Consider the following 23,067-nt stretch of genomic DNA (forward strand, 5'->3'; position numbering starts at 1 on the left):
CCCGTTACGACAAGCTCGCCGCCAACTTCCTCGGCTTCGTCAAACTCGCCAGCATCATGCTCTGGATCAAATAATTAAATCGTCACTACAGCCTAACGCTTCAGGCGTGCCCGATCTCGGGCGCGAGCAGGCGAACGTCGACGCCGGTCGCCGCGAAGGCCGCCGGCCAGCGTTGCTCGACGGGCGTATCGAACAGCAGCTTTTCACTGGCGGGCGCGGTGAACCAGGCGTTGCCGGTCATCTCCTCCTCAAGCTGGCCCGGGGCCCAGCCGGCATAGCCGAGCGCCACCAGCCAGCGCGACGGGCCCTTGCCAGCGGCAATGGCGCGCAGCACGTCCAGCGTCGAGGTAAGCCCCCAGGCCCCGCCGACATGCAGCGTATCCTGCCCGCCCCAATCGAGGCCATGGAGCACGAAGCCCCGCTGCGGCTCCACCGGCCCGCCGGCATGGATCGCCGCATCGGGCGCTTCGCCGGGGTCGATATCCAGTTGCGCCAGCAGATCGTGCAGGCGGATGCGCGGCATCAGCCGGCCGATACCGATGCCCAGCGCCCCTTCCTCGTCATGCGCGCACATCGCGATGACGGCCCGGGAAAAACGCGGATCGCCCATTCCGGGCAGCGCAAGCAGCAATTGGCCGCTGAGAAAGGCAGGCGCGTTCATCCTGTCATCTACAAACATGGACGAGGAAAGGTCCACTGCCCACGCCTCCGCTCACCGCAACTTCCGCACCGTGCCGCATGCGTCCGCGTTCGACCCCGCTTCAAACTGCAACCCCACTGGCGTAGATCAATCCCGACTCTTGACCAGAAAGGATGCCGATATGACGATCAAGGCGGGCGACAAGCTTCCCGAAACCACCTTCACCAAGCCCACCGAGAACGGGCCGGAAGCCGTGCCCAGCACCGATTTCTTCGCCGGCCGCAAGGTTGCGCTGTTCTCCGTCCCCGGCGCCTTCACGCCCACCTGCTCAGCCAAGCACCTGCCCGGCTTCATCGACAAGGCCGATGAACTGAAGGCCAAGGGCGTGGACGAGATCGCCTGCACGGCCGTCAACGACGTGTTCGTGATGGGCGCCTGGGGCAAGGGCGCCGGCGCCGAAGGCAAGGTGACGATGCTGGCCGACGGCAATGGCGACTTCGCGAACGCGGTCGGCCTCACCATGGACGGCAGCAAGTTCGGCCTCGGCACGCGCGGCCAGCGTTTCTCGATGATCGTCGACAATGGCGTCGTGACCGAGCTCAACGTCGAACAGCCGGGCGAGTTCAAGGTCAGCACGGCGGAGCATATGCTCGGCCAGCTCTGACGGTGATCGGGCCGCCGCCTCGGGGTGGCGGCCCACAAGATATGGGAGAAGGGCCATCGCGACCAAAGCCAGCCTCGCCCTCGTCGATCAGCTCAACGCCCATTATCGCGCCTCGGTCGAAGCGTTGCGCACCGCGCTCGGCCGCTATGTCGCGACGGGCGAAACCCCGGACGCCGCCGCGCGCGCCGCAGGGCTTTTCGCTTATCCCGAACTCCATCTGCGCTATGACGGCGCGACGCGGCATCATCCGATGCGGGCCTTCGGGCGCCTTACGGCCGCCGGCCATTACGCCATTTCCGTCACCCAGCCGGGCATGTTTCGCGAATATCTGGCCGAACAGATCGACCTGCTCGTCGCCGATTTCGGCGCGGCGGTGGAAGTGTCGCGCGGCCGGCAGGAAATCCCCTACCCCTATGTGCTCGACGCCGGCCACGACGTCGATCTGACGGGCGCCGCCGCGGCCGAACTCGCGCGCGTCTTCCCGTCGCACGAACTCCGCCATATCGGCGATGAAGTCGCGGATGGCCTGTGGCGTTCCGTCCCTGGCGAGCCGCGTCCGCTGGCGCTGTTCGATGCCCAGCGCGTCGATTTCTCGATCGCGCGGCTGCGCCATTATACCGGCACGCCAACGGCCCATGTGCAGAACTACATCCTGTTCACCAATTACCATCGCTATGTCGATGAATTCGTGCGCTGGGCCTGCACTCAGCTAACCGAAGACGGCCCCTATCGCCTGTTGAGCTGCGCGGGCGGGCTTGAATTGAACGCCGGCAATGCCGATCCGGATCGGGCGATCTCCGACAGTGCATGGCGCCGGCACCAGATGCCCGCTTATCACCTCGTCGCGCCGGATCATTCGGGCATCACGCTGGTGAATATCGGCGTCGGCCCGTCCAACGCCAAGACGATCACCGATCATCTTGCCGTGATGCGCCCGGAAGCCTGGCTGATGATCGGCCATTGCGGCGGCCTGCGCCCCAGCCAGCGGATCGGCGACTATGTGCTCGCCCACGCATATCTGCGCGACGATCATGTGCTGGACGACGTGCTGCCCCCCGAAATCCCGATCCCCGCGATCGCGGAGGTTCAGCAGGCCCTGTCCGCCGCCGCCGAGCAGGTATCGGGCGAACCCGCCGAACAGCTGAAGCGGCGGCTGCGGACCGGCACAGTCGTCACCACCGACGATCGCAACTGGGAACTGCGCTACACCCGCTCCGCGCTGCGCTTCAACCAGAGCCGCGCCGTCGCGATCGACATGGAATCGGCGACGCTTGCCGCGCAGGGTTATCGCTTCCGCGTGCCCTATGGCACCCTGCTCTGCGTGTCCGACAAGCCGATCCACGGCGAAATCAAGCTACCGGGCCAGGCCAACCGTTTCTACGAACGGGCGATCAGCGAACATCTGCGCATCGGCATTGCCGCGATCGACGAACTGCGCCGGACGGGTGAGCGCCTCCACAGCCGCAAGCTGCGCGCCTTCGACGAGCCGCCCTTCCGATAGGTGATGAAGTCCGCTGCGGAAGCATCGGATATGTGGCGCGACTCGCTGTCATTCACTCTTTAGCGAATGTCCCGGCGCGCGCACTGCCGCTTGGGACAATGCCAACCGTGCCAAGCTGGGGCAGCGCCGGAGGCTCCGTTATATAACCGATTGACTCGATCGGAAATTTATCGCCCCAAACGAATGCGACGCGCGGCACATCGAACAATGCACGCCCCAAGCCCCTAGAAAAAAACCAACATCAAATAAGACTCGCGAATGAATATCCGCGCCGAATTGCAACGAATATCTCCCTCGCCTCCTTGGCGTTGACAGCCGGCTTCGTCGATCTGGAAACGAAATAATCCTGTCGATCACCATTGGCATGAATGTTACATTTATCGGACGACGCAGAAGGGATGTCTGATGATGTTTACACGTCAATTCAAGGCATTGCGCCTCTTGTCCGTTGCCGCTTTGCCGATCGCGCTGCTCGCGGCAGCCCCCGCGCAAGCCGAAGTCCGCCAAGTCGACGGGCACCTCTGGACGAAATCCACGGCCGAGCAGAAGCAGGCCTATCTCGTCGGGGTGTCGAACGTCCTGGCGGTCAACCATGCGCTGCAGGTGAAGAAGGGAACGGCGGACGATCAGGCGCCGCTATCCCAATATCTTCGCGCCGTGGATGCGGAATCGATGGCAACGATCCAGCAGCGGCTGGACAGCTGGTATGCATCGAACCCGTCGCGCCTGGATACGCCTGTTCTGGGCGTCTTCTGGATGGGGGTCGTCAAGGCCGGACGTTGAGGCCGGGCGCCGGCTTCGGCCGACACGCTTAGCTCTCATCGCAGGATAGGGATACAAGGCCATGAAGAAACCGGTCAAATCCATCATCGCCGGCACGTTGCTGCTGGTCCTCGCCGCCTGTGCCACCACCAAGGGCGCAGCCGTCGGCGCGGGCATTGGCGCCATCGCGGGCGATGCCGGCAAGGGCGCCGCGATCGGCGCCAGCGCGGGCGCGGTTGTCGACATCATCGATTGACGGCGGAAACCGGGCGTCGGCCATTGCCGGCGCCTGACTGCCGCTCGCACACGCCCATCTGTCCCCTTGCCTCGCCGCCAGCGCGGCCCTAGCCAGACGCATATGCTGGCGGGCACCCGCCCGTGCCGGCAAGTGCGGGGGCAAGATGCGCGACTGGGGCGAAAACGACATACCTGACCTTACCGGCAAGCGGGCGCTGATCACCGGCGCTGCCAGCGGCATCGGCTATGAAGCGGCACGGGCGCTTGCCGAACATGGCGCGGAGGTGATCGTCGTCGATCGCAACGAAGAACTCGGCCGCGCCGTGGCCGAGCGCATTCGCCCGCTTCGCTCCGACGCCCATGCCTCCTTTCGCATGCTCGATCTGGGTCGCCTGGAGTCGGTGAAGGATTTCGCCGCTGCGCTGGTCGCCGAAGGCCGCCCGATCGACATCCTGATCAACAATGCCGGCATCCAGCCGATCAGCCAGCGCCGCACCAGCGCCGACGGGTTCGAACTCACCTTCGCCATCGGCCATCTCGGCCATTTCGCGCTGACCGGCGGGTTGCTGCCCTTGCTGCGAGCCGCACCGGCGCCGCGCGTGGTGACGGTATCCAGCATGGTGCACGGCCGTGGCCATATCGACTGGGACGACCTTCAGATCGAGCGCGGCTATCGTTCCCAGCGCGCCTATAACCAGACCAAGCTCGCCAACCTGCTCTTCGCGCGCGAATTCCAGCGCCGCATCGATGCCAGCAACGCCGGGATCAGCAGCATGGCGGTGCATCCGGGCGTCGCGCAAACCTCGATCGGCGCCAATCGCAGCCAATTGGGCAAGTTCAGGATGGGCGACCATATCGTCAGCTCGATCCTGTCGGTGGTGATGCCCTATCTTGGCCAGCCGGCGTCGGCCGGCGCGCTGCCGACGCTGTTTGCGGCGACCGCGCCCGAGGCAGAGGCCGGCGGTTTCTATGGCCCCAACGGCGTCGGTGAAATGAAGGGGCCGCCCGCCCCCGCCACCATCAAGCGGCCGGGACAGGACATGGATGCCGCGCGGCGCCTGTGGGACGTGACGGAACAGATGACCGGCGTCAGCTTCCCACTCTGATCGGCCACGCCGATCGCCCGCACTGATCCGCCCGCCGTGATCGGTTACGCCCGCTTCAGGCCGCCAACCGCTGCGCGTCGAAGCGGGAACGGGCTTCCTGCAATTCGGCCAGATTGTCCTTCGTCCACTGGCAGATCACGCGCGCCGCCGAAAGAAAGGTCTGCCCCAGATCGGTGAGCGCATATTCCACTTGCGGCGGCGCGGTCGGCAGCACGGTGCGATCGACCATGCCGTGGCGCTCAAGCCCACGCAGCGTCTGCGCCAGCATCTTCTGGCTGATCGGCATGGCGCGGCGCCGCAGTTCGGAGAAACGCAGCGGCCCGTCGCCCAGCGTATAGACCAGCAGCAGCGTCCACTTGTCGCCCACGAGATCCATGATCTCCAGCGTCAGCGCCGGATAATCGTCCTGCATCATCGGTCGCATCCCATGGTTTCCAAAAAGTAACCTTCACCCCAAAAGGTGCCTAGTTGCCACTGGTTCGTGCGTAGCATAGCCTCCCGGAAAATACGAACAGTCCTATCGGGAGAGTCATTTTGATCGACTTTGCGGGAAAGATTGCGCTCGTCACGGGCGGCGGCGTCGGCATCGGCCGCGCCACGTGCGAAGCCTTCGCCAAGGCCGGCGCCACGGTCGTCACGATCGAGAAGGATGCAGAGCGCGCGGCCGACGTGCGCTCGGCACTGGGCGACAGCCATGTCGTCATTGAAGGCGACGTCACGGTGCAGGCCGATGTCGACGCGCTGGCCAAGACGATCACCGATCGCTTCGGCGGGCTGGACGTGCTGGTCAACAATGTCGGCGACTTCCTGATGATCGTGAAGCGCTTCGAGGATCACACGGACGAGGATATCGAACGCCTCTACGCCACCAATATGCGCCAGATCTTCTCGGTCACGCGCGCGATGATCCCGCTGATCCGCAAGCGCGGGCCGGGCGGCAGCATCATCAGCGTTTCGTCGATCGAAGGCTTCCGCGGCATTCCGTTCAACAGCGTCTATTCGGCGTTCAAGACCGGCGTCACGGGTTTCACCAAGAGCCTCGCGCTCGATCTGGCGCCCGAAGGCATCCGCGTGAACCTGATCGCGCCGGAAACCACCGATACGCCGCAGGTGGCCATCAGCCAGTATATCAAGCCGGAGTTCAAGGACTCGATCAAGCAGTGGATCCCGCTCGGCCGCTTCGGCACGCCGGAGGACATGGCGGGCGGCATCCTGTTCCTGGCGAGCCCGCTCGCGTCGTGGATGACGGGCACCGCGCTCAACATCGATGGCGGCGCGCTGGCGGCATCGGGCTGGTACCGCACGGCGGAAGGCAAGTGGACCAACGTCCCCGTCATTCCCACCGACGGCCTTATTTTCTGATCTGAACACCGGAGACAAAGCAATGAAGATCCTCGTCGTCGGCGGCGCCGGCATGATCGGCGGCCACGCCGCCCTGCACCTGAAGTCCAAGGGCCACGATGTCAGCATCGCCGGCCGCACCCCGCCGACCCCGGGCACGCCGCTGGGCGACCTGCCTTTCATCAAGGTCGACTATATCAACGACACCGCCTTCCCCGCCGGGTTCGACGCGCTGGTTTTCTGCGCCGGGCAGGACGTGCGCCATATTCCGGAAGGCGAGGATAACGAAACCTACTGGAAGAAGGTCAATTCGGTCGCGGTGCCGCGCTTCTTCAAGCTGGCGAAGGATGCCGGCGTAAAGGTGGCCGTGAACGTCGGCAGCTTCTATCCGCAGGCAGCCCCCCATCTCGTCGCCGGCAACCGCTATGTCGAATCGCGCAAGGACAGCTGCGAAGGCATTCGCGCGCTGAACGACGCGGGCTTCAAGACGGTCAGCGTCAACGCGCCCTTCGTGGTCGGCACCGTGCCGGGCCTCATCGTCCCGATGTTCGTCGCCTACACCCAATATGCGCAGGGCAAGTTCGCCCCGATGCCGGAATTCGCACCAGGCGGCGGCGTCAACTTCATCTCCACCCAGTCGCTGGCCGAAGCGGTGGAAGGCGCGCTGGAACGCGGCGAAGGTGGCAAGGCCTATCTGGTGGGCGACGAAAACCTCTCCTACCAGGATTATTTCGGCCTGTTCTTCAAGGCGGCCGGCCGCGATGTGCCGCCGGTGCTCGATCAGGAACATCCGATGCTGCCGGATGCGGCGATCTTCGCCGGCCGCGGCAACGATCTGTTCTACGAACCCGATGCCGCCGAAACCGCGACGCTCGGCTACCGCCGCAACGACATCGCGCGGACGGTGAACGAAATCGTCAACCAGTATAAGGACATGTAAGCGATGGCCGGGCGGATCGCAGGAAAGACGGCGCTGGTTACCGGCGCCAGCGGCGGCATCGGCGCGGCGACCGCGATCCGCCTAGCATCCGAAGGCGCGGTCGTGGTGTGCCACGGCCGCAACGAAGGCCGCACCGTCGCCACGGCGGAGGCCATTCGCGCCCAGGGCGGTACGGCGCATGTGGTGATCGGCGAGCTTTCCGGCGATGCCGGCCCCGCCGCGATCGTCGATGCGACGCGTGCGGCCGTCAGCGACGTCGATATCCTCGTCAACAATGCCGGCGGCGAATCGGCAGGCGGCGGCACGGCCGGCTGGTTCGACACCAGCCCGGCCGACTGGCTTGCGACCTATGATTCCAACGTCGGATCGATGATCCGCCTGATCCACGCCTTCACGTCCGCCATGCGGGAACGGCGTTGGGGCCGGCTGATCCAGCTTTCCAGCGGCGTGGTCGACGTTTCGATGCCGATCATCCCCGATTATCAGGGCGCCAAGGCCGCAATCCGCAACCTCACGGTCAGCCTGTCCAAGGCCCTGTCGGGCACGGGCATCACCGCCAACAGCGTCAGCCCCGGCTTCGTGCTGACCGACGGCAACCGGCCGTGGATCATTGGCATGGCCGAACGCAACGGCATCACCGGCGGCTGGGAAGAAATCGAACGCTGGGCGGTGCGCAAGTTCGTGCCCAACCACAGCGGACGCCTCGGCCGGCCGGAAGATATTGCCAACACCATTGCATTCCTTGCCGATCCCGCTTCAGATTACGTCAACGGTACGGACATCCTGGTCGATGGCGGCCACTGACGTTTGAAGAACCGCCACGGCCTCCAGCTCCGGCCATAACGGGGAGAGGCGAATGACGGGCGTTCTGGAAGGGCTGAAGGTCCTCGATCTCACGCGCGGTATTGCTGGCGCGATGGCGACGATGCTGCTGACGGATCATGGCGGCACCGTCACCCGCATCGAACAGGCGGGCGCTGATCCGGGTGAAGACGTCCTCCAGGGCGGCCGTATCTGGCATCGTGGCAAGGCCAGCGCGGTGTTCGATTTCCACGATCCCGACGATCTGGAAACCATCCGCCGGCTAGCGATCGCCGCTGATATTCTGGTGGAGGATTTCGCACCGGGGCAAAGCGCCGAATATGGGCTGGAACCTGCTGCGCTGGCGGCCGCCAATCCGCGCCTGATCCATGTTTCGATCACCGGCTATGGCCCCGACACCGCCGATGCCGAGCGGCCGGCGATCGACGCGCTGGTCCAGGCCCGGCTGGGGTTGATGCACGAAGCGCGCGGCTGGGATGGCGGCTCCATCCAGCGCGTCATCGGCCGCGATGCCGATCCATCCGGCGTCAAACCGGTTCCAGACGCGATCCGCACCGGCTCCGCCCGCTCCGGCCCGATCTTTTCGGCAAGCCCCGCCCCCAGTGTCTCCGCCGCCTATCTCGCCGTGCTGGGCGCGTCCGCGGCGCTGCGCGCACGCGAGCTTTGCGGGCTTGGCCAGCATGTCGCGACGTCGCTGATGCAGGGCGCGATCCTCTATCAATCCTGCGGCTGGCAGCGCCCCGAGCGGCCCGATGCCCCCGGCTACATGCTGCCCGCGCTCGATCGCCGGCAGGGCTGGGGTATCGTCAAGACCGCCGATCGCTGGGTCTGCACATGGACCAACCCGCCCGACTGGGCGATCGCCGCAGCGCAGGGCGACGAACTGGTCCGCCCCGACCCGGAGGAGGTAAAGGCCCGCGTGATGGCGCGCAACGGCGCCGCCGGGCGTACGGCGGGCATGCCCAGCCTGGACAACCAGCTTGCGGCACTGGCGGAAGCCGCACCTTATTATGCCAAGTTCCCCGCCGCCGATTGGGCCCGCCTAGCCGCCGAATGCGACAGCTGCGTGCAGCCGATCCGCCCGGCCGAGGAAGCCCTGCTCGATCCGTTGCTGATCGCCGACGGCTCGGTCGCGATCGTCGAGGACGAGGAACTGGGGCCGCTGCATCAGGCCGGCATCCTGTTCAGGCTCCACGACTGCCCGGTTCGCCTCAAGGCCCCTGCCCGGCCGCGCGGCGCCGACACCCGCGCAGTCCAGATGATCGCCGGAACCGCGATGCCGCCGCCCGTGCAGCCGATGAAGGCCGATCTGTCGCGCGGGCCGTTGACCGGCATCCGCGTCGTCGATCTCGGGCTGGCCGTCGCCGGCCCATGGGGGGCGCAGTTGCTCGGCGATCTTGGCGCCGATGTCATCAAGATCGATGGATCCCGCCAGGGCTTCTGGATGCCGACATCGATGGCGCTGGCGATGAACCGCACCAAGCGCAGCGCCCGAATCGAACTGAAGGACGCCGAAGGCTATGCCGCCGTCCGCCGCCTGATCGACGGCGCGGACGTGGTGATCCACAATATGCGCAAGGGCGTCGCCGAACGACTGGGCGTCGATTATGCGACGCTGAAGGCCACCAATCCCGGTCTGATCTATTGCCATACGCGCGGGTTCGAGGATGGGCCGCGCGCCGGACTGATCGGCCATGATCAGGCGGCGAATTCGCTCGGCGGCTCGGTTTGGGAAGATGGCGGCATGGATAATGGCGGCCGCCCCTTCTTCGGCGCATTGACCGGCGGCGATCTCGGCAATGGCTATTTCGCGGCGATCGCCATCACCCTCGCGCTCTATCATCGCCAGCGCACCGGGCGCGGTCAGATGGTCGACACCTCGATCCTCAACGCGTCGCTGTTCAACAACAGCCGCGTTTTCACGACGCCGGAGGGTCGCCGGTTCGATCGGCCCAGGCTGGATGCGGACCAATTGGGACTATCGGCCCTCTATCGCCTCTATCGCGCCGCCGATGGCTGGTTGTGCCTGGCCGTGCTGTCCGACGCCCATTGGCAGGCGCTTACCCGCGCCATCCCCGGTTTGGCGAGCGACCCGCGCTTCGCCACGGCGGGCCTTCGTGCCGATAATGACGCGATTCTGGCGAACCGGCTGGCGGACTGGTTTGTCGACCAGCCATCCGACACCGCCTTTGCCCGCCTCGATGCGGCGGGCGTGCCCTGTGAGATCGCCGATGCCGAATATTCGCGGCGTATCTTCGACGATGCCGACCTGATGGCGCGCGGCTGGGTCGCCCGCACCGAAGGGCACCCCACGCTCGGCACGCTCGATCTGTTCGGCATCGGGCTGGATTTTTCACGCACGCCGATCCGTCCGGGTGGCGCACCGCCGACTTTCGGCCAGCAGACACGCGAAATCCTTGCCGAAGCAGGGTTGGACCAAGGCGCGATCGATGGGCTCTATGCGCGCAGCGCGGCGGGTGGGTGATCCCCACCCGGCGGGCGTCGTGCCATAGGCACATCACCCATCTTTTTGCGCTACTGCGTTTTCCCGGCCAGCAGACGATTCCATCCGCCGCGGAATCGCTCTAGAGATTGCCGCGCACCATGACCGACACCGATCCCGCCCTTGCCGATCCGACAACCGACGCCCCCGCGCGCGTGCTGATCGTCGAAGACGATCCGGGCATGCGGGTGCTGCTCGTCCGCGCACTGCACGGCGAAGGGATCGAGGCGTTGGGCGCCCGCGACGAGAAAGAAGCGTGGCCGCTGCTCGATGCCGGCGGCATCGATCTCGTCATGCTCGACGTGATGCTGCCCGGCCGGTCCGGGCTTGATCTGATCGGCGACATCCGCGCCCGCCACCCGGGCATTCCGATCATCATGGTCAGCGCGCTGGGTGGCGAGGCGGATCGCATCGCCGGGCTCGATCGCGGCGCGGACGACTATGTCGCCAAGCCGTTCAGCCGGGGCGAACTGCTCGCCCGCGTCCGCGCCGCCCTGCGCCGCGCCCGCACGCCGGTGGTGACGACGGCGTCGCGCGGCGATATCGCCCGCTTCGCCGGCTGGACGCTCGATCTGCGCCGTCGCACCCTGCTCGCGCCCGATGGCGCCGCCGTCGAACTGTCGGGCGCAGAGCATGATCTGCTCGCCATCCTTGTCCAGCAGCCGCATCGGATCATCGGCCGCGAACGCCTGCTCGAACTGTCGCGCGCGCGCCGCGCGCAGGCATCGGACCGCAGCATCGACGTGCTGGTCAGCCGGTTGCGGCGCAAGCTGGGCGACGTTGACAATGGCGAGGATCTGATCCGCACGGTGCGCGGCCGCGGCTATATGCTGGCCGCCGACGTGGAACGGAGCTGACGCGCCGGTGGGAAAGATCACGCGCCTGCTATCCTTCGGGCTGGCAGGGCAGATCGCGCTTGTCGTGTTCGTCACGACGGCCTTGTCCTTCTTCGGCAGCGAATTGCTCTACAAACGCGCCGAAGCCGATCTGGTCGCGTCCAGCCAGGCGGAGCGGATCGCCGGCCGGCTCGTGCTGGCCGACCGGCTGATCGGCGCGCTCCCCCCGGAACGGCGCAGTGCCGCCGCGACCGAATTGTCGACCGACAGCCTGCGGTTGCGCTGGCCGGCGGAGGCGACAACCATCGGCGCCACCCGGCCCCACGGCATCGGCGCGCGCCTCACGCAGCTCGAGCCGCGTCTCGCCGGGCATGACATCCATCTTGCCGAGCAACCGGGCGGCGGCGTCGGCGGAACCATCCGGCTGGCCGACGGATCGCGCCTGGGCTTCCGCACCGAAGGCCGCACGGCGCGCGTGCCGACGCTCGGCAACCATCTGGTTTCGCTTCTGATGTTGACGGGCGGCGTGCTGCTGGCGACGCTGCTGCTGCTGCGCGCGCTGGCCGAGCCGTTGCGCGCGCTGGCCCGCGCAACGGCCCGCGCCGGGCTCGGCGAACCGATCACGGTGCCGGAGGAAGGCCCCGAGGAGGTGATCAGCCTCGCCCGTGCCGTCAACGCCATGCAGGCGCGGCTGATCGCGCTGGTCGACGATCGCACGCAGGCACTGGCCGCCGTTTCGCACGACCTGCTGACGCCGATCGCCCGGCTGCGGCTGCGTGCCGGTGCGCTGGAACCGGGAGAGACGCGCGACGCGATCCTGCGCGACGTGGACGAGATGCAGGCCTTCATGACCTCCGTGCTCGGCTATCTGCGCGGTGCGGAGCCGGAAGCCGCGCGACCGATCGACCTTGCTTCGACGATCATGACCATCGTCGACGATGCCGCCGATACGGGCGCCGATGCCGAATATGACGGGCCCGATCGCCTGTCCGCCACGCTGCCGCCGCTTCGCATCCGCAGCGCGGTTGCCAATCTGGTCGAAAATGCGCTGCGCCATGCCGGCCAGGCCCGCGTATCGCTGGCACGCACCGACGATGCCATTCGCATCACCGTGGACGATGACGGGCCGGGCATCGCGGAAGGCGAGATGGAAAGCGTGTTCGAACCCTTTCGCCGCCTCGATGCCTCGCGCAGCCGGGAAAGCGGCGGCGCCGGCCTCGGCCTCGCCATCGTGAAGCGCGCGCTGGAAGGGATCGGCCGGGTCACGCTGGCCAATCGGCCGAAAGGCGGCCTGCGCGCCACGATCGTCATTCCCGTCGTCAAATGATAGCTGCAAACGTCGCCGCAAAAGCAATCCCATGTGGCGGCGCTGCCATTTCCTCTGTTAGCAAGGAACCATGCCCGGAATGACAGCAACCTCCGCCGCCCGTGAAATCCTGACGCGGCTCCATGACGTGATGGCCGCGCGCACCAATGCGCAGGCCAAGCTCAACCAGGTCGTGAATATCATCGGCGAGGCGCTGTCGAGCGAGGTCTGTTCGATCTATCTGCTGCGCGATGGCCTGCTGGAACTTTATGCGACCCGCGGCCTGAAGCAGGAAGCCGTCCACGTTACGCGGCTGGCACTGGGCGAAGGCCTTGTCGGCCACATCGCGCAGGAAGTGAAGACGCTCAACCTGGACGAAGCGACGAGCCATCCCGACTTCGCCTACAAGCCGGAAACCGGCGAAGAACTTTATCACAGCTTCGCCGGGGTGCCGATCGTCCGGCGCGAGCGCGCGGTGGGCGTGCTTGCGGTCCAGCATGCCGAACCGCGCCGCTATGACGAGGTGGAGATCGAGGCGCTGCAGACGGTCGCCATGGTGCTGGCCGAACTGATCGCCGGCGCCGAACTGATCGACGAGGCGGTGCGCGGCGGCAGCGCGCGCGATGCGGGGCCGGTGCGGCTGGCGGGCCTGAAGCTCGTCGAAGGCATGGGCCGTGGCCACGCCGTGTTCCACCAGCCGCGCGTCCATATCGAACATACCGTGGCGGAGGATACCGAGGCCGAACGCCAGCGCGTCTATGCCGCCTTCCGCCAGATGCGCGAACAGATCGAGCGCATGACCAGCCAGGCCGAATTCGGCACGGCGGGCGAGCATCAGGACGTGCTCGAAACCTACAAGATGTTCGCCTATGACGAAGGCTGGAGCCGCCGGATCAACGAGGCGATCGACAGCGGCCTGACCGCCGAGGCGGCGATCGAACGCGTCCAGCAGCGCACCCGGATGCGGATGCGCGAGATCAGCGATCCGCTGCTGGCCGATCGCATGCACGATCTCGAAGATCTGTCGAACCGCCTGCTCCGCATCGTGTCCGGCCAGCTCGGCACCGCCGCCCAGATGGGTCTGCGCCAGGATTCGATCCTCGTCGCCCGCAATCTCGGCCCCGCCGAACTGCTCGAATATGATCGGCGGCGGCTGAAGGGCGTCGTGCTTGAGGAAGGCTCGCTCACCGCGCATGTGACGATCGTCGCGCGCGCCATGGGCGTGCCCGTGCTCGGTCGCGTCCGCGATATTCGCCAGGTCGTTCAGGAAGGCGATCTGATCCTGCTCGATAGCGCGCAGGATACCGTGTTCGTCCGACCGACATCGCCGATGGAAGAGGCGTTCGACGCGAAGCTCGTCCTCGGCCAGAAGCGCCGCGCCGAATTCGCCGCGATGCGCGATCTGCCGCCCGTCACCGTCGATGGGCGGCGCATCACCCTGATGGTCAATGCCGGCCTGCGCGACGACGTGGCCGCGCTGGACATCACCGGAGCGGACGGCATCGGCCTGTTCCGCACCGAATTCCAGTTCCTCGTCTCGGCAACGCTGCCCCAGCGCGAACGCCAGCAGCGCCTGTATCGCGATGTGCTCGATGCGGCGGGCGATCGCCCGGTGATCTTCCGCACGGTCGATATCGGCGGCGACAAGACGCTGCCCTATATGAACCAGGGCGATCTTGCCGAGGAGGAAAATCCGGCAATGGGCTGGCGCGCGATCCGCCTGGCACTGGATCGCGATGCGCTGATGAAGGCGCAGGCCCGGGCGCTGATCGAGGCGGCCGCCGGCCGCGTCCTTTACGTCATGTTCCCCATGGTATCGGAACCCTGGGAATTCGATGCCGCGCAGGCGCTGTTTGAAACGCAGCGCCGGTGGATCGCAGATCGCAACCGCCTTCTGCCGACCGCCATTCGTTACGGCACGATGCTGGAAGTGCCGGCGCTCGCCGAAATGCTCGACGTTCTGCTTCCCCGGCTCGATTTCCTGTCGATCGGCACCAATGATCTGACCCAGTTCCTGTTCGCTGCAGACCGTTCGCACCCCAAGCTTGCCGAACGGTTCGACTGGCTCTCCCCCGCCATATTGCGCTTCCTGTCGCGGGTAACGAACACCACCGATAAGGCGGGCATCCCGGTCGGCGTGTGCGGCGAAATGGGCGGACGTTCGCTCGAAGCCATGGCGCTCGTCGGGCTCGGCATCGAACGGCTGTCGATCACCCCGGCGGCGATCGGCCCGGTCAAGGCGATGATCCGCACGCTCGACGCAGCAAAGCTCCGCGCGGCCATGGCGGGCTGGCTTGCCGAAGGCGCCCATGACATGCGCGATCGGCTGACCACCTGGGCGGATGCCGAAGGCGTCACGATCGGCTGAAGCCTCACGATTATTGGCGGCGTCAAACCGGATTTGGATTTGACGTCGCCGTTCGCATTTGTGACAAGAGTAACGGGTGGCGCTCGATTTTTGGGCCGTCGGGACGTTGCACCCTGGAGGTCGCATGAATGAAACGGCCGGCGATTTCGCCGTGGATGCTCCCTTTACCGTAGGCGCGCGGCTGGCGGAGGCGCGCAAGGCGCAGTCGCTTGACCTCGCAGATATTGCGCAGCGAACCCGCGTGCCGCTGCGCCATCTCGAAGCGATCGAGGCGGGCGATTATGCCGCCCTGCCCGCCATCCCCTACAGCGTCGGTTTCGTTCGCGCCTTTGCCCAGATCGTCGGTCTCGACTCCAGCACGCTCGCCCGTGAATTCCGTGAGGAAATGGGCGGCGGCGCGCCTGAGCGCGTGATCCCGGAACCGTTCGAACCCGCCGATCCGGCGCGCGTGCCGTCGCGCTTCCTCGTCACCGTCGCCATCGTGCTCGCGCTGGTGCTGGGCGGGGCTTACACGCTGTGGCGCAGCGGCATCTTCGGCGGTTCGTCGGGCGATCGCGCCGAAGCCGGTAGCAGCACCCCGCCGGTCGAAACTGCCGCTCGGCCGGCGACCGCCCCGGTGGAGCCTGCGGCGCCCATCGCAGCAGCAGCCGGCCCCGTGGTCATCACCGCGCTCGAACCGGTATGGGTCCGCGTCTATGAGGCCGGTGGCACGCCGCGCCTGGTCGAAAAGAACATGGCCGTCGGCGAAACCTGGACGGTGCCCGCAACCGCCGTCGATCCCCAGATCCTCACCGGCCGGCCGCAGGCGTTGCGCGTCACCGTGGGCGCAACCGTGATCCCGCCGCTCGGCGCGCCCGAACGCACGATACGCGATGTCAGCCTGAAGGCCGATGCGCTGCTCGCCCGGACGACGCCGCAAGCGGCCACCACCGCCACGGCACCCGCCGTTCAGCCCATTCCTTAAGACGATCCGACGGATCGGGGCTTGCTTCATCGCGGCGACAGCCGCCATGTGCGATTGCATCCGACACTATCAACAGAATGCGAGGGGTTACATCATGCGTTTGGCGATCACGGCAGCTCTGCTGCTCGCGACGACGGCCGCGCCCGTGCTGGCACAACAACAGCCGGCCCAGCTTAGTCCGCGCGTCGACAAGCTGGAACGCGAGATGCGCGCCGTGCAGCGCAAGGTTTTCCCCGGCGGCAACCAGCAATATTTCGAACCGGAAATCGCACCGACCGCCCCCGCAGCGCCCGCTGGCGGCGTTCCGGCCAGCAACCCCGTGGCCGATCTGGCCGGCCGGGTCAGTTCGCTGGAACAGGAACTCGCGCGCCTGACGGGGCAGATGGAACAGAATAGTTTCAAGCTGCGCCAGCTTGAAGAACAGATGAACCGGTTCAAGGGCGATGCCGAATTCCGGCTGAACACGCTGGAAGGCAATCCGCAGCCCGGCGGCGCAGGCGCCACCCCGCCCGTCGTCGCGCCGCCCGCACCCGGCAAGCCCGCGCCCACGCCGACAACTGAAACCCCGCCCCCGGCGACATCCACCCGCCCGTCCTCCGGCGATGCTGGCGAAGACGCCTATCTTGCCGGCTATGATCTTTGGGCCGCGAAGAAATATCCGGACGCGGAAAAGTCGCTGCGCGCCTTCATCGCGAAATATCCCAGCCACAAGCGGCAGACCTTCGCCCGCAACCTGCTCGGCCGCACGCTGCTCGACAGTGGCCAGCCGGCCAAGGCGGCGCAGGAGTTTCTGGAAAATTACAAGAAGCTGCCGCGCGGCGAACGCGCGCCCGACAGCCTCTATTATCTCGGCCAGTCGCTGATGACGTTGAAGCCGCCAAAGGCCAGCCAGGCCTGCGAAGTCTATCGCGAGCTTGACGATGTCTATGGCACCACCATCACCGCGCCGCTGAAGGACCGGGTCTCCAAGGCGAAGACCGCGGCCAAGTGCGCGGCTTAGCCCGATCGCCGCGATGGCGGTGGCGCCGGACCTGATCGATCGCTTCCGCGCGGACCTTGCCGCGCTGGTTGGCTGGCAGGACCATCTTCGCCTCGGCATCGCGGTTTCGGGTGGGGCCGACAGCCTGGCCCTGTTGCTGATCGCCAGCGAAGCCCTGCCCGACCGCATCGCCGCCGCCACCGTCGATCACGGCCTGCGCGCTGGGGCGGCCGAAGAAGCCCAATTCGTCGCCGCCATCTGCGCCGAACGCGCCATCCCGCACACGACCTTGACGGTAGCCGTCGAGGCGGCGGGCGACGGCCTTCAGGCGGCCGCCCGTCACGCGCGCTATGTCGCGCTGGAAGCCTGGCGCCGCGAAAGCGGTCTGTCGCTGGTCGCCACCGCCCATCATGCCGACGATCAGGCCGAAACGCTGCTGATGCGCGCCAGCCGTGGCGCCGGCGTCTCCGGCCTTGCTGGCATTCGGGCCGTCAACGGCACGCTCGTCCGCCCGCTGCTCGGCTGGCGGCGGGCCGAACTTGAGAGCGTCGTCCGGGCGGCCGGGCTCACCTTCGTCGACGATCCATCGAACCGCGACCCGCGTTTCGACCGCAGCCGGATGCGCCAGCTGCTTGCCGACGCGCCCGACCTCGACGTTGCCGGCCTGGCTTCATCCGCCGCCAATCTTGCCGCCGCAGCGCAAGCGCTCGACTGGGTGGCCGATCGCTTATGGATCGAACGGGTGTCGGCCGGGCCTGCGGAGGTGCGAATCGACGCTGCGGAACTGCCTGCGGAACTGGTCCACCGCCTCGTCCGGCGGGCCCTGTCCGTGCTGGGCTATCAGGGACGGGCCGACAAAATCGCCCCCCTGATTGCCCGACTCAATGCCGGCCAGCCCGCATCGATCGGCGCGATTCTGGCGCGCCCCGGCGCACACTGGGTGTTTTCACCCGCCCCGCCCCGCCGATTCCCCTGAAAATCTGGCCCGAGCGACCCGCGTTGCATTGCCATTAACCGGCAAGCGCCTATCTTGGGGCGAGTAGAAAGGTCGGAGTAGCATGGGCGACGAAAAGGAACCGCAGGGCAACCCCTGGATGAAGAGCCTCCTCATCTGGGTCGGCATCCTGCTCGCACTGGTTGCCTTCGTGTCGATGTTCGACAGCTCGTCGCGTCGAACCGATGCGAACGCCATCCCTTATTCCGAGTTTCTGAACCGGGTGGAGGAAGGCAGCGTCAAGGACGTCGAGATCGCGGGTGACGTCGTCACCGGCAAGCTTTCGAACGACCAGACGTTCCGCACCATCGCCCCGGCCGATCCCCAGCTTGTCGAGCGTCTTGCCGCCAAGGGCGTCAGCTTCCGCGCCAAGGCGGAGGAGCAGGCCAGCTTCTGGATGATCCTGCTCTATCAGTCGCTGCCCTTCCTCCTCATCCTCGGCATCGCCTTCTTCGTGATGCGCCAGATGCAGAAGAATGCGGGCTCGGGCGCGATGGGGTTCGGCAAGAGCCGCGCCAAAATGCTCACCGAAAAGCATGGCCGCGTCACCTTTGACGATGTTGCCGGCATCGACGAGGCGCGCGAGGAGCTTCAGGAAATCGTCGACTTCCTGAAGGATCCGACCAAGTTCGCCCGTCTCGGCGGCAAGATTCCGAAGGGTGCTCTGCTGGTCGGCTCGCCCGGCACCGGCAAGACGCTGCTGGCCCGCGCGATCGCGGGTGAAGCCAACGTCCCCTTCTTCACCATTTCGGGTTCGGACTTCGTCGAAATGTTCGTCGGCGTGGGCGCAAGCCGTGTCCGCGACATGTTCGAACAGGCGAAGAAGAACGCGCCCTGCATCGTCTTCATCGACGAAATCGACGCCGTCGGCCGCCATCGCGGTGCCGGCCTCGGCAACGGCAATGACGAGCGCGAACAGACGCTCAACCAGCTCTTGGTCGAGATGGACGGGTTCGAGGCGAACGAAGGCATCATCATCGTCGCGGCCACCAACCGCCCCGACGTGCTCGATCCCGCGCTGCTGCGTCCGGGCCGCTTTGACCGCCAGGTCGTCGTGCCGCGCCCGGATATCGAGGGCCGCCAGAAGATTCTCGAAGTCCATATGAAGAAGACGCCGCTCGCCCCGGACGTCGATGCCCGCACCATCGCGCGCGGCACGCCGGGCTTCTCGGGCGCCGATCTCGCCAACCTCGTCAACGAGGCCGCGCTCCTCGCCGCGCGCAAGGGCAAGCGCCTTGTCGCGATGAAGGAGTTCGAGGAAGCCAAGGACAAGGTCATGATGGGCGCCGAGCGCAAGTCCATGGTGATGACCGAGGACGAAAAGAAGGCGACCGCCTATCACGAGGCCGGCCACGCGCTCGTCTCGCTCCATGTCGATGGTTGCGATCCGCTCCACAAGGTGACGATCATCCCGCGCGGCCGCGCGCTGGGCGTGACCTGGAATCTGCCGGAGCGCGACCGTTATTCCATGTCGATGAAGCAGATGAAGGCGCGGCTTGCGCTGTGCTTCGGCGGCCGCATCGCCGAACAGCTGATCTACGGCAAGGACGCGCTCAACACCGGCGCTTCCAACGACATCCAGCAGGCCACCGACATGGCCCGTTCGATGGTGATGGAATATGGCATGTCCGAGCGCCTCGGCTGGCTGCGCTATCGCGACAATCAGGACGAGGTGTTCCTCGGCCATTCGGTCGCACGCTCGCAAACGGTGTCGGAAGAGACCGCACGCCTGATCGATCAGGAAGTTCGCCGCTTCGTGGAAGAAGGCGAAACCACCGCGCGCCAGGTGCTGACCGAAAATCTCGACGAGCTTCACCGCCTCGCCGAAGCGCTGCTGGAATATGAGACGCTGAACGGCGAAGAATCCAAGCGCGCGATCAAGGGCGAAAGCATCGGCCGCGACGAAAGCGGCGGCCACCGCCATGTCCAGATCGGTGCCGGCGGATCTTCGATCCCGAAGAGCAAGCGGCCCGGTGGCGGCTGGGGCGACGCGGCTCCGCAGGGCGCCTGATCGTCCCCGAAAAGCTTGAGTGATTGTCTTGTCGCCCCGGCCCGTTAGGCTGGGGCGACTTGCTTTTGGGGGATCAGCCGTGCCGATTTTCTGCGACGAAAGCGGAGCGCCGGCCACCGGCGCGATGACAGTGGCGGCTGTCGCCATTACGGATCAGGGCGCCGAGGCTCTGCTCAGCCGCTTTCACGCCATCACGGGATCAGGCGGAGAACTGAAGGGCAGCCGCATCGACATGGCCGAACGCGCGCTGGTCTTCGAATTTCTGGAACGCTTTGGTGGCACTGCCGTGATCAGCGTGGGCAAGCCCGTGCGCGAACCTGGGCACGATGCCGGCAAGCTCGATCTCGACACCTATGGTGCATTGCTGGCCGATGCGATCGGCGCGCATTTGCCGGATGCACCGGGCCCGGTGACAGCGTTGGTGGACGACGGCCGCTATGATCCCGCGACGCTGGCGCAAATCCGCGGCAGGGTGGAACAATTGATCGATCGCCACGATCCCGCATCATGGGCGGGCCTGCGCGACAGCCGGCGCACGGCGGGGATCCAGATCGCGGATGTGATGGCGAACAGCGCCTGGAACGTCGCGATCGGCAGTCCGCGCAGCAAGCGTATCGCTGCCATCATGGAGCCGTTCATCGCGAATGGCGTGGTAAGGGTGCGAACGATCTGAAAGCGTCGATCGCGGGTATTCGCTAATCGCCTGGCGATCCCGGTGCGAACACCGGGACCGCCAGGAACGACCAGATCAGTTGCTGACCGACTTGTCGTCATCGTCGTCGGCAATGACGACGATGCCGGCGATCACGGCCACAGCGGCCAGACCGGCGAGGATCAGGCTGGTGCCAGCAAGCTTGCTGTCGTCCTGCGTGGTCGCGCCAGTGCGCTGCACGTTGCCGCCGAGCGACAGCTTGGCAGCCGACGAGGCGGCCAGAGCCGGCGTCGCAACAGTCATAAGAGCAGCGACCGAAGCCGCCACGAAACCCAACTTCTTCATAACCAATACCTCAAATTCAGCGTCAGCTGTCATTTAGACCCAGCCCGATTACAGAACTGGCGGGGCTTCGTATCAGGAGAATATAGGAAGCGAAATGCTGTTAGTGCCTACACCGCAAGAAAATTTTGCGGCGCGCAAATCAGACACAGCTGTTGCGCCCGACGCTCCCAGATTTTCATAAGATCGTCGCGATATTCAATCTGCCAGCACTCACGCAGCCTACCTGCCAATATCGGCCATGTCGAAAGGCACCGTCTGGTAGATTTCGTTGATCCAGTTGCCGAACAGCAGATGGGCATGGCTGCGCCAGCTGTTGACGGGCGGCCGCGCCGGATCATCATCGGGGAAGTAGTTCGCCGGCACGCCGATGCCGATTCCGCGCGTCACATCGCGGGCATATTCGTCCGCCAGCGACGCCGTGTCATATTCGACATGGTTGAACATGTGCAGACCGCCCCGCGCCGCGTCCTCGACAAGGCAAGGCCCCGCTTCGTCGCTTTCCGCCAGGATCGAAAGCCCGGCTACCGCCGCGATGTCCGTGCGCCGCACCTCGGTCCAGCGGGATACCGGCACGCCGAACCCGTCGGACAGCCCGCGCATATAGGCCGAATCCGGTTCCAGGTTGCGATGGCTGAACACGCCGAATGCCTTGGCGGCCAGTTCATGCTTGGGAATGCCATGGAAATGGTGGAGCGCCGCCTGCGCTGCCCAGCAGATCATGAACGATCGGTGGACATGGGTTTGCGTCCAATCGAAGATCCGACGCAATTCGTCCCAGTAACGCACTTCCTCGAATGGCAGGCGCTCCACCGGCGCGCCGGTGATCACGAAGCCGTCGAACTGCTCCGAACGCACATCCTCCCACGGGCGATAGAAAGCGGCCATGTGGTCGGCTGCCGTGTTGCGCGGCGTGTGGCTGGTGATCCGCACCAGCGTCAATTCCACCTGTAGCGGCGTGGCGCCGATTAGCCGGGCGATCTGCGTCTCCGTGCTGATCTTGTTGGGCATCAGGTTGAGCAACCCGATCCTCAGCGGCCGGATATCCTGACGGATGGCATCGGTTTCCCGCATAACGACCACGCCTTCCGACTGCAAAGTGCGGAATGCTGGCAGGTCGTCGGGAATCTTGATCGGCATGTGCGCGTCCTTGTGCGGTGAGACGGACGCTTGGTGGCTTGATCCGCTTGGTTGCCGGTCGGGCCACATCCTCCCGAAAAGGGAGTGCCACCTTGCCCGGAAAGGCAGGTTGGCGTTGGGCGTCGCCCCAACTCTTGATGTGGGGTGACTTCTATTGCGCCGGCGCGGCTTTTGCAATCACCCTCGTCGCCATTGAAACGAGGCCCGCACACGCCACATCGGCTGGATCGGAGACATCTCCATGTCCGTCGAACTCAACCACACGATCATCTGGTGCCACGACAACAAGGCATCGTCCGCCTTCCTGGCCGATCTGCTCGGCCTGCCGCCGCCGCGCCCCTTCGCCCATTTCATGGTCGTCGATCTCGCCAACCACGTCTCGCTCGATTTCATGGAGAAAGACGGGCCTGTATCAACCCAGCATTACGCCTTTCTGGTCGGCGAGGCGGAGTTCGACGCCGCCTTCGACCGGATCAAGGCGCTAGACCTCGACTATTGGGCCGACCCTGCCCGCACCCGGCCGGGTGAGATCAACCGCCATGACGGCGGGCGCGGCGTTTATTTCCCCGATCCCGACGGGCATCTGCTGGAAATCATCACCCGCCCCTATGGCGGCTGAATTCAGGCCTGCGCGAAGAATTTGGTGCCCATCACGCCGATCACGATCAGCGCCATGAACGCCGCCTGCGCCGCATTCACCTTCTCACCGAACAATATGACGCCGAAGATGATTACGCCGACGGCGCCCAGCCCCGTCCAGATCGCATAGGCCGTACCCGCCGAAAGCCCCCGCATCGCGAGCGCCAGCAGACCCATGTTGACGAAACTCAACGTCACCGGGACAACCGATGCCTGCCAACTGCCCTGAACCGCCGCCCATTTCAGGCTGAGCGCCCAGCAAATTTCAGTGATCACGGCGATGCCGAGGATGACCCATGCCATCGGATTGCTCCTGTCGA

The 23,067-nt window shown here is 66.0% G+C and carries 23 protein-coding genes and 1 riboswitch; of the genes, 18 read left to right on the forward strand and 5 right to left on the reverse strand.

Going from position 1 to position 23,067, the window contains the following annotated elements; translation table 11 throughout:
- Positions 1-100: 100 nt before the first annotated feature.
- Positions 101-661: a YqgE/AlgH family protein gene (locus CHB74_RS12920; RefSeq protein ID WP_089220045.1), complete on the reverse strand. Its 561-nt coding sequence runs from the start codon at positions 659-661 to the stop codon at positions 101-103.
- A 160-nt stretch (positions 662-821) separates the two neighbouring features.
- Between CHB74_RS12920 and CHB74_RS12925 the strand changes: the two genes are divergently transcribed.
- The 5 genes from CHB74_RS12925 (at position 822) to CHB74_RS12940 (ending at position 4,910) form a co-directional block, all read left to right on the forward strand.
- Complete coding sequence (locus CHB74_RS12925; protein WP_089220046.1) at positions 822-1,304, forward strand: peroxiredoxin; 483 nt, start codon at positions 822-824, stop codon at positions 1,302-1,304.
- 55 nt (positions 1,305-1,359) lie between these two features.
- The gene (locus CHB74_RS12930) at positions 1,360-2,805 is read left to right on the forward strand and encodes an AMP nucleosidase (protein WP_089220047.1); all 1,446 of its coding nucleotides are present in this window, start codon (positions 1,360-1,362) and stop codon (positions 2,803-2,805) included.
- A gap of 405 nt (positions 2,806-3,210) precedes the next feature.
- Positions 3,211-3,588 carry a hypothetical protein gene (locus CHB74_RS12935; protein ID WP_144033794.1) on the forward strand — a complete coding sequence of 126 codons (378 nt, stop codon included), beginning with the start codon at positions 3,211-3,213 and terminating at the stop codon, positions 3,586-3,588.
- Between the two features lie 61 nt (positions 3,589-3,649).
- Positions 3,650-3,823 (forward strand): hypothetical protein, encoded by a 174-nt coding sequence (locus CHB74_RS22035; protein WP_179220833.1) that lies wholly within the window; start codon positions 3,650-3,652, stop codon positions 3,821-3,823.
- A 145-nt stretch (positions 3,824-3,968) separates the two neighbouring features.
- Positions 3,969-4,910 (forward strand): SDR family oxidoreductase, encoded by a 942-nt coding sequence (locus CHB74_RS12940; RefSeq protein WP_089220049.1) that lies wholly within the window; start codon positions 3,969-3,971, stop codon positions 4,908-4,910.
- Between the two features lie 55 nt (positions 4,911-4,965).
- On the opposite strand, the gene CHB74_RS12945 is transcribed toward CHB74_RS12940, so the two are convergent.
- Positions 4,966-5,325: a winged helix-turn-helix transcriptional regulator gene (locus CHB74_RS12945; protein ID WP_089220050.1), complete on the reverse strand. Its 360-nt coding sequence runs from the start codon at positions 5,323-5,325 to the stop codon at positions 4,966-4,968.
- Positions 5,326-5,444: 119 nt separating this feature from the next.
- Here CHB74_RS12945 and CHB74_RS12950 point away from each other — a divergent pair, with 119 nt between their 5' ends.
- From CHB74_RS12950 to CHB74_RS13005, 12 genes are all read left to right on the forward strand, one after another.
- Complete coding sequence (locus CHB74_RS12950) at positions 5,445-6,272, forward strand: SDR family NAD(P)-dependent oxidoreductase (RefSeq protein WP_089220051.1); 828 nt, start codon at positions 5,445-5,447, stop codon at positions 6,270-6,272.
- Between the two features lie 22 nt (positions 6,273-6,294).
- Positions 6,295-7,191 (forward strand): NAD-dependent epimerase/dehydratase family protein, encoded by an 897-nt coding sequence (locus CHB74_RS12955; protein ID WP_089220052.1) that lies wholly within the window; start codon positions 6,295-6,297, stop codon positions 7,189-7,191.
- Positions 7,192-7,194: 3 nt separating this feature from the next.
- On the forward strand, positions 7,195-7,995 hold the full coding sequence (locus CHB74_RS12960) for an SDR family NAD(P)-dependent oxidoreductase (protein WP_089220053.1): 801 nt from the start codon (positions 7,195-7,197) through the stop codon (positions 7,993-7,995).
- 52 nt (positions 7,996-8,047) lie between these two features.
- Positions 8,048-10,498, forward strand: a complete 2,451-nt coding sequence (locus CHB74_RS12965; RefSeq protein WP_089220054.1) for a CoA transferase — start codon at positions 8,048-8,050, stop codon at positions 10,496-10,498.
- A gap of 119 nt (positions 10,499-10,617) precedes the next feature.
- The gene (locus tag CHB74_RS12970; protein ID WP_089220055.1) at positions 10,618-11,373 is read left to right on the forward strand and encodes a response regulator transcription factor; all 756 of its coding nucleotides are present in this window, start codon (positions 10,618-10,620) and stop codon (positions 11,371-11,373) included.
- Between the two features lie 7 nt (positions 11,374-11,380).
- Positions 11,381-12,679, forward strand: coding sequence for an ATP-binding protein (locus tag CHB74_RS12975; protein ID WP_089220056.1), 1,299 nt, complete (start codon positions 11,381-11,383; stop codon positions 12,677-12,679).
- Between the two features lie 70 nt (positions 12,680-12,749).
- A complete protein-coding gene (ptsP, locus tag CHB74_RS12980) occupies positions 12,750-15,026 on the forward strand; it encodes a phosphoenolpyruvate--protein phosphotransferase (RefSeq protein WP_089220057.1) in 2,277 nt (758 codons plus the stop codon).
- A 124-nt stretch (positions 15,027-15,150) separates the two neighbouring features.
- A complete protein-coding gene (locus tag CHB74_RS12985; RefSeq protein WP_089220058.1) occupies positions 15,151-15,990 on the forward strand; it encodes a helix-turn-helix domain-containing protein in 840 nt (279 codons plus the stop codon).
- A 94-nt stretch (positions 15,991-16,084) separates the two neighbouring features.
- Positions 16,085-16,990: a YbgF trimerization domain-containing protein gene (locus CHB74_RS12990; RefSeq protein ID WP_089220059.1), complete on the forward strand. Its 906-nt coding sequence runs from the start codon at positions 16,085-16,087 to the stop codon at positions 16,988-16,990.
- 13 nt (positions 16,991-17,003) lie between these two features.
- Positions 17,004-17,945 (forward strand): tRNA lysidine(34) synthetase TilS, encoded by a 942-nt coding sequence (gene tilS, locus CHB74_RS12995; RefSeq protein ID WP_089220060.1) that lies wholly within the window; start codon positions 17,004-17,006, stop codon positions 17,943-17,945.
- Positions 17,946-18,027: 82 nt separating this feature from the next.
- On the forward strand, positions 18,028-19,974 hold the full coding sequence (ftsH, locus tag CHB74_RS13000) for an ATP-dependent zinc metalloprotease FtsH (RefSeq protein WP_089220061.1): 1,947 nt from the start codon (positions 18,028-18,030) through the stop codon (positions 19,972-19,974).
- Positions 19,975-20,053: 79 nt separating this feature from the next.
- Positions 20,054-20,647 (forward strand): hypothetical protein, encoded by a 594-nt coding sequence (locus CHB74_RS13005; RefSeq protein ID WP_089220062.1) that lies wholly within the window; start codon positions 20,054-20,056, stop codon positions 20,645-20,647.
- A gap of 75 nt (positions 20,648-20,722) precedes the next feature.
- On the opposite strand, the gene CHB74_RS13010 is transcribed toward CHB74_RS13005, so the two are convergent.
- Both CHB74_RS13010 and CHB74_RS13015 read right to left on the reverse strand, forming a co-directional pair.
- On the reverse strand, positions 20,723-21,004 hold the full coding sequence (locus CHB74_RS13010; RefSeq protein ID WP_245842894.1) for a hypothetical protein: 282 nt from the start codon (positions 21,002-21,004) through the stop codon (positions 20,723-20,725).
- A 186-nt stretch (positions 21,005-21,190) separates the two neighbouring features.
- Positions 21,191-22,108, reverse strand: coding sequence for a homoserine O-succinyltransferase (locus CHB74_RS13015; protein ID WP_089220064.1), 918 nt, complete (start codon positions 22,106-22,108; stop codon positions 21,191-21,193).
- Positions 22,109-22,145: 37 nt separating this feature from the next.
- Positions 22,146-22,254: riboswitch (SAM-I-IV-variant riboswitch) on the reverse strand.
- 95 nt (positions 22,255-22,349) lie between these two features.
- Between CHB74_RS13015 and CHB74_RS13020 the strand changes: the two genes are divergently transcribed.
- Positions 22,350-22,727 carry a VOC family protein gene (locus CHB74_RS13020; protein WP_089220065.1) on the forward strand — a complete coding sequence of 126 codons (378 nt, stop codon included), beginning with the start codon at positions 22,350-22,352 and terminating at the stop codon, positions 22,725-22,727.
- A 2-nt stretch (positions 22,728-22,729) separates the two neighbouring features.
- Here CHB74_RS13020 and CHB74_RS13025 read toward each other — a convergent pair whose 3' ends face one another.
- Positions 22,730-23,050: a DMT family transporter gene (locus CHB74_RS13025; protein ID WP_089220066.1), complete on the reverse strand. Its 321-nt coding sequence runs from the start codon at positions 23,048-23,050 to the stop codon at positions 22,730-22,732.
- Positions 23,051-23,067 lie beyond the last annotated feature (17 nt).

The organism is Edaphosphingomonas laterariae (genome assembly GCF_900188165.1).
Classification (GTDB): domain Bacteria; phylum Pseudomonadota; class Alphaproteobacteria; order Sphingomonadales; family Sphingomonadaceae; genus Sphingomonas_E; species Sphingomonas_E laterariae.

Bases quoted from the DNA above. Each gene is read 5' to 3' on its own strand.
- CHB74_RS12920 (WP_089220045.1), bottom strand. From the start codon at position 661: ATGAACGCGCCTGCCTTTCTCAGCGGCCAATTGCTGCTTGCGCTGCCC.
- CHB74_RS12925 (WP_089220046.1), top strand. From the start codon at position 822: ATGACGATCAAGGCGGGCGACAAGCTTCCCGAAACCACCTTCACCAAG.
- CHB74_RS12935 (WP_144033794.1), top strand. From the start codon at position 3,211: ATGATGTTTACACGTCAATTCAAGGCATTGCGCCTCTTGTCCGTTGCC.
- CHB74_RS22035 (WP_179220833.1), top strand. From the start codon at position 3,650: ATGAAGAAACCGGTCAAATCCATCATCGCCGGCACGTTGCTGCTGGTC.
- CHB74_RS12940 (WP_089220049.1), top strand. From the start codon at position 3,969: ATGCGCGACTGGGGCGAAAACGACATACCTGACCTTACCGGCAAGCGG.
- CHB74_RS12945 (WP_089220050.1), bottom strand. From the start codon at position 5,325: ATGATGCAGGACGATTATCCGGCGCTGACGCTGGAGATCATGGATCTC.
- CHB74_RS12955 (WP_089220052.1), top strand. From the start codon at position 6,295: ATGAAGATCCTCGTCGTCGGCGGCGCCGGCATGATCGGCGGCCACGCC.
- CHB74_RS12960 (WP_089220053.1), top strand. From the start codon at position 7,195: ATGGCCGGGCGGATCGCAGGAAAGACGGCGCTGGTTACCGGCGCCAGC.
- CHB74_RS12965 (WP_089220054.1), top strand. From the start codon at position 8,048: ATGACGGGCGTTCTGGAAGGGCTGAAGGTCCTCGATCTCACGCGCGGT.
- CHB74_RS12970 (WP_089220055.1), top strand. From the start codon at position 10,618: ATGACCGACACCGATCCCGCCCTTGCCGATCCGACAACCGACGCCCCC.
- ptsP (WP_089220057.1), top strand. From the start codon at position 12,750: ATGCCCGGAATGACAGCAACCTCCGCCGCCCGTGAAATCCTGACGCGG.
- CHB74_RS12985 (WP_089220058.1), top strand. From the start codon at position 15,151: ATGAATGAAACGGCCGGCGATTTCGCCGTGGATGCTCCCTTTACCGTA.
- CHB74_RS12990 (WP_089220059.1), top strand. From the start codon at position 16,085: ATGCGTTTGGCGATCACGGCAGCTCTGCTGCTCGCGACGACGGCCGCG.
- tilS (WP_089220060.1), top strand. From the start codon at position 17,004: ATGGCGGTGGCGCCGGACCTGATCGATCGCTTCCGCGCGGACCTTGCC.
- ftsH (WP_089220061.1), top strand. From the start codon at position 18,028: ATGGGCGACGAAAAGGAACCGCAGGGCAACCCCTGGATGAAGAGCCTC.
- CHB74_RS13010 (WP_245842894.1), bottom strand. From the start codon at position 21,004: ATGACAGCTGACGCTGAATTTGAGGTATTGGTTATGAAGAAGTTGGGT.
- CHB74_RS13015 (WP_089220064.1), bottom strand. From the start codon at position 22,108: ATGCCGATCAAGATTCCCGACGACCTGCCAGCATTCCGCACTTTGCAG.
- CHB74_RS13020 (WP_089220065.1), top strand. From the start codon at position 22,350: ATGTCCGTCGAACTCAACCACACGATCATCTGGTGCCACGACAACAAG.
- CHB74_RS13025 (WP_089220066.1), bottom strand. From the start codon at position 23,050: ATGGCATGGGTCATCCTCGGCATCGCCGTGATCACTGAAATTTGCTGG.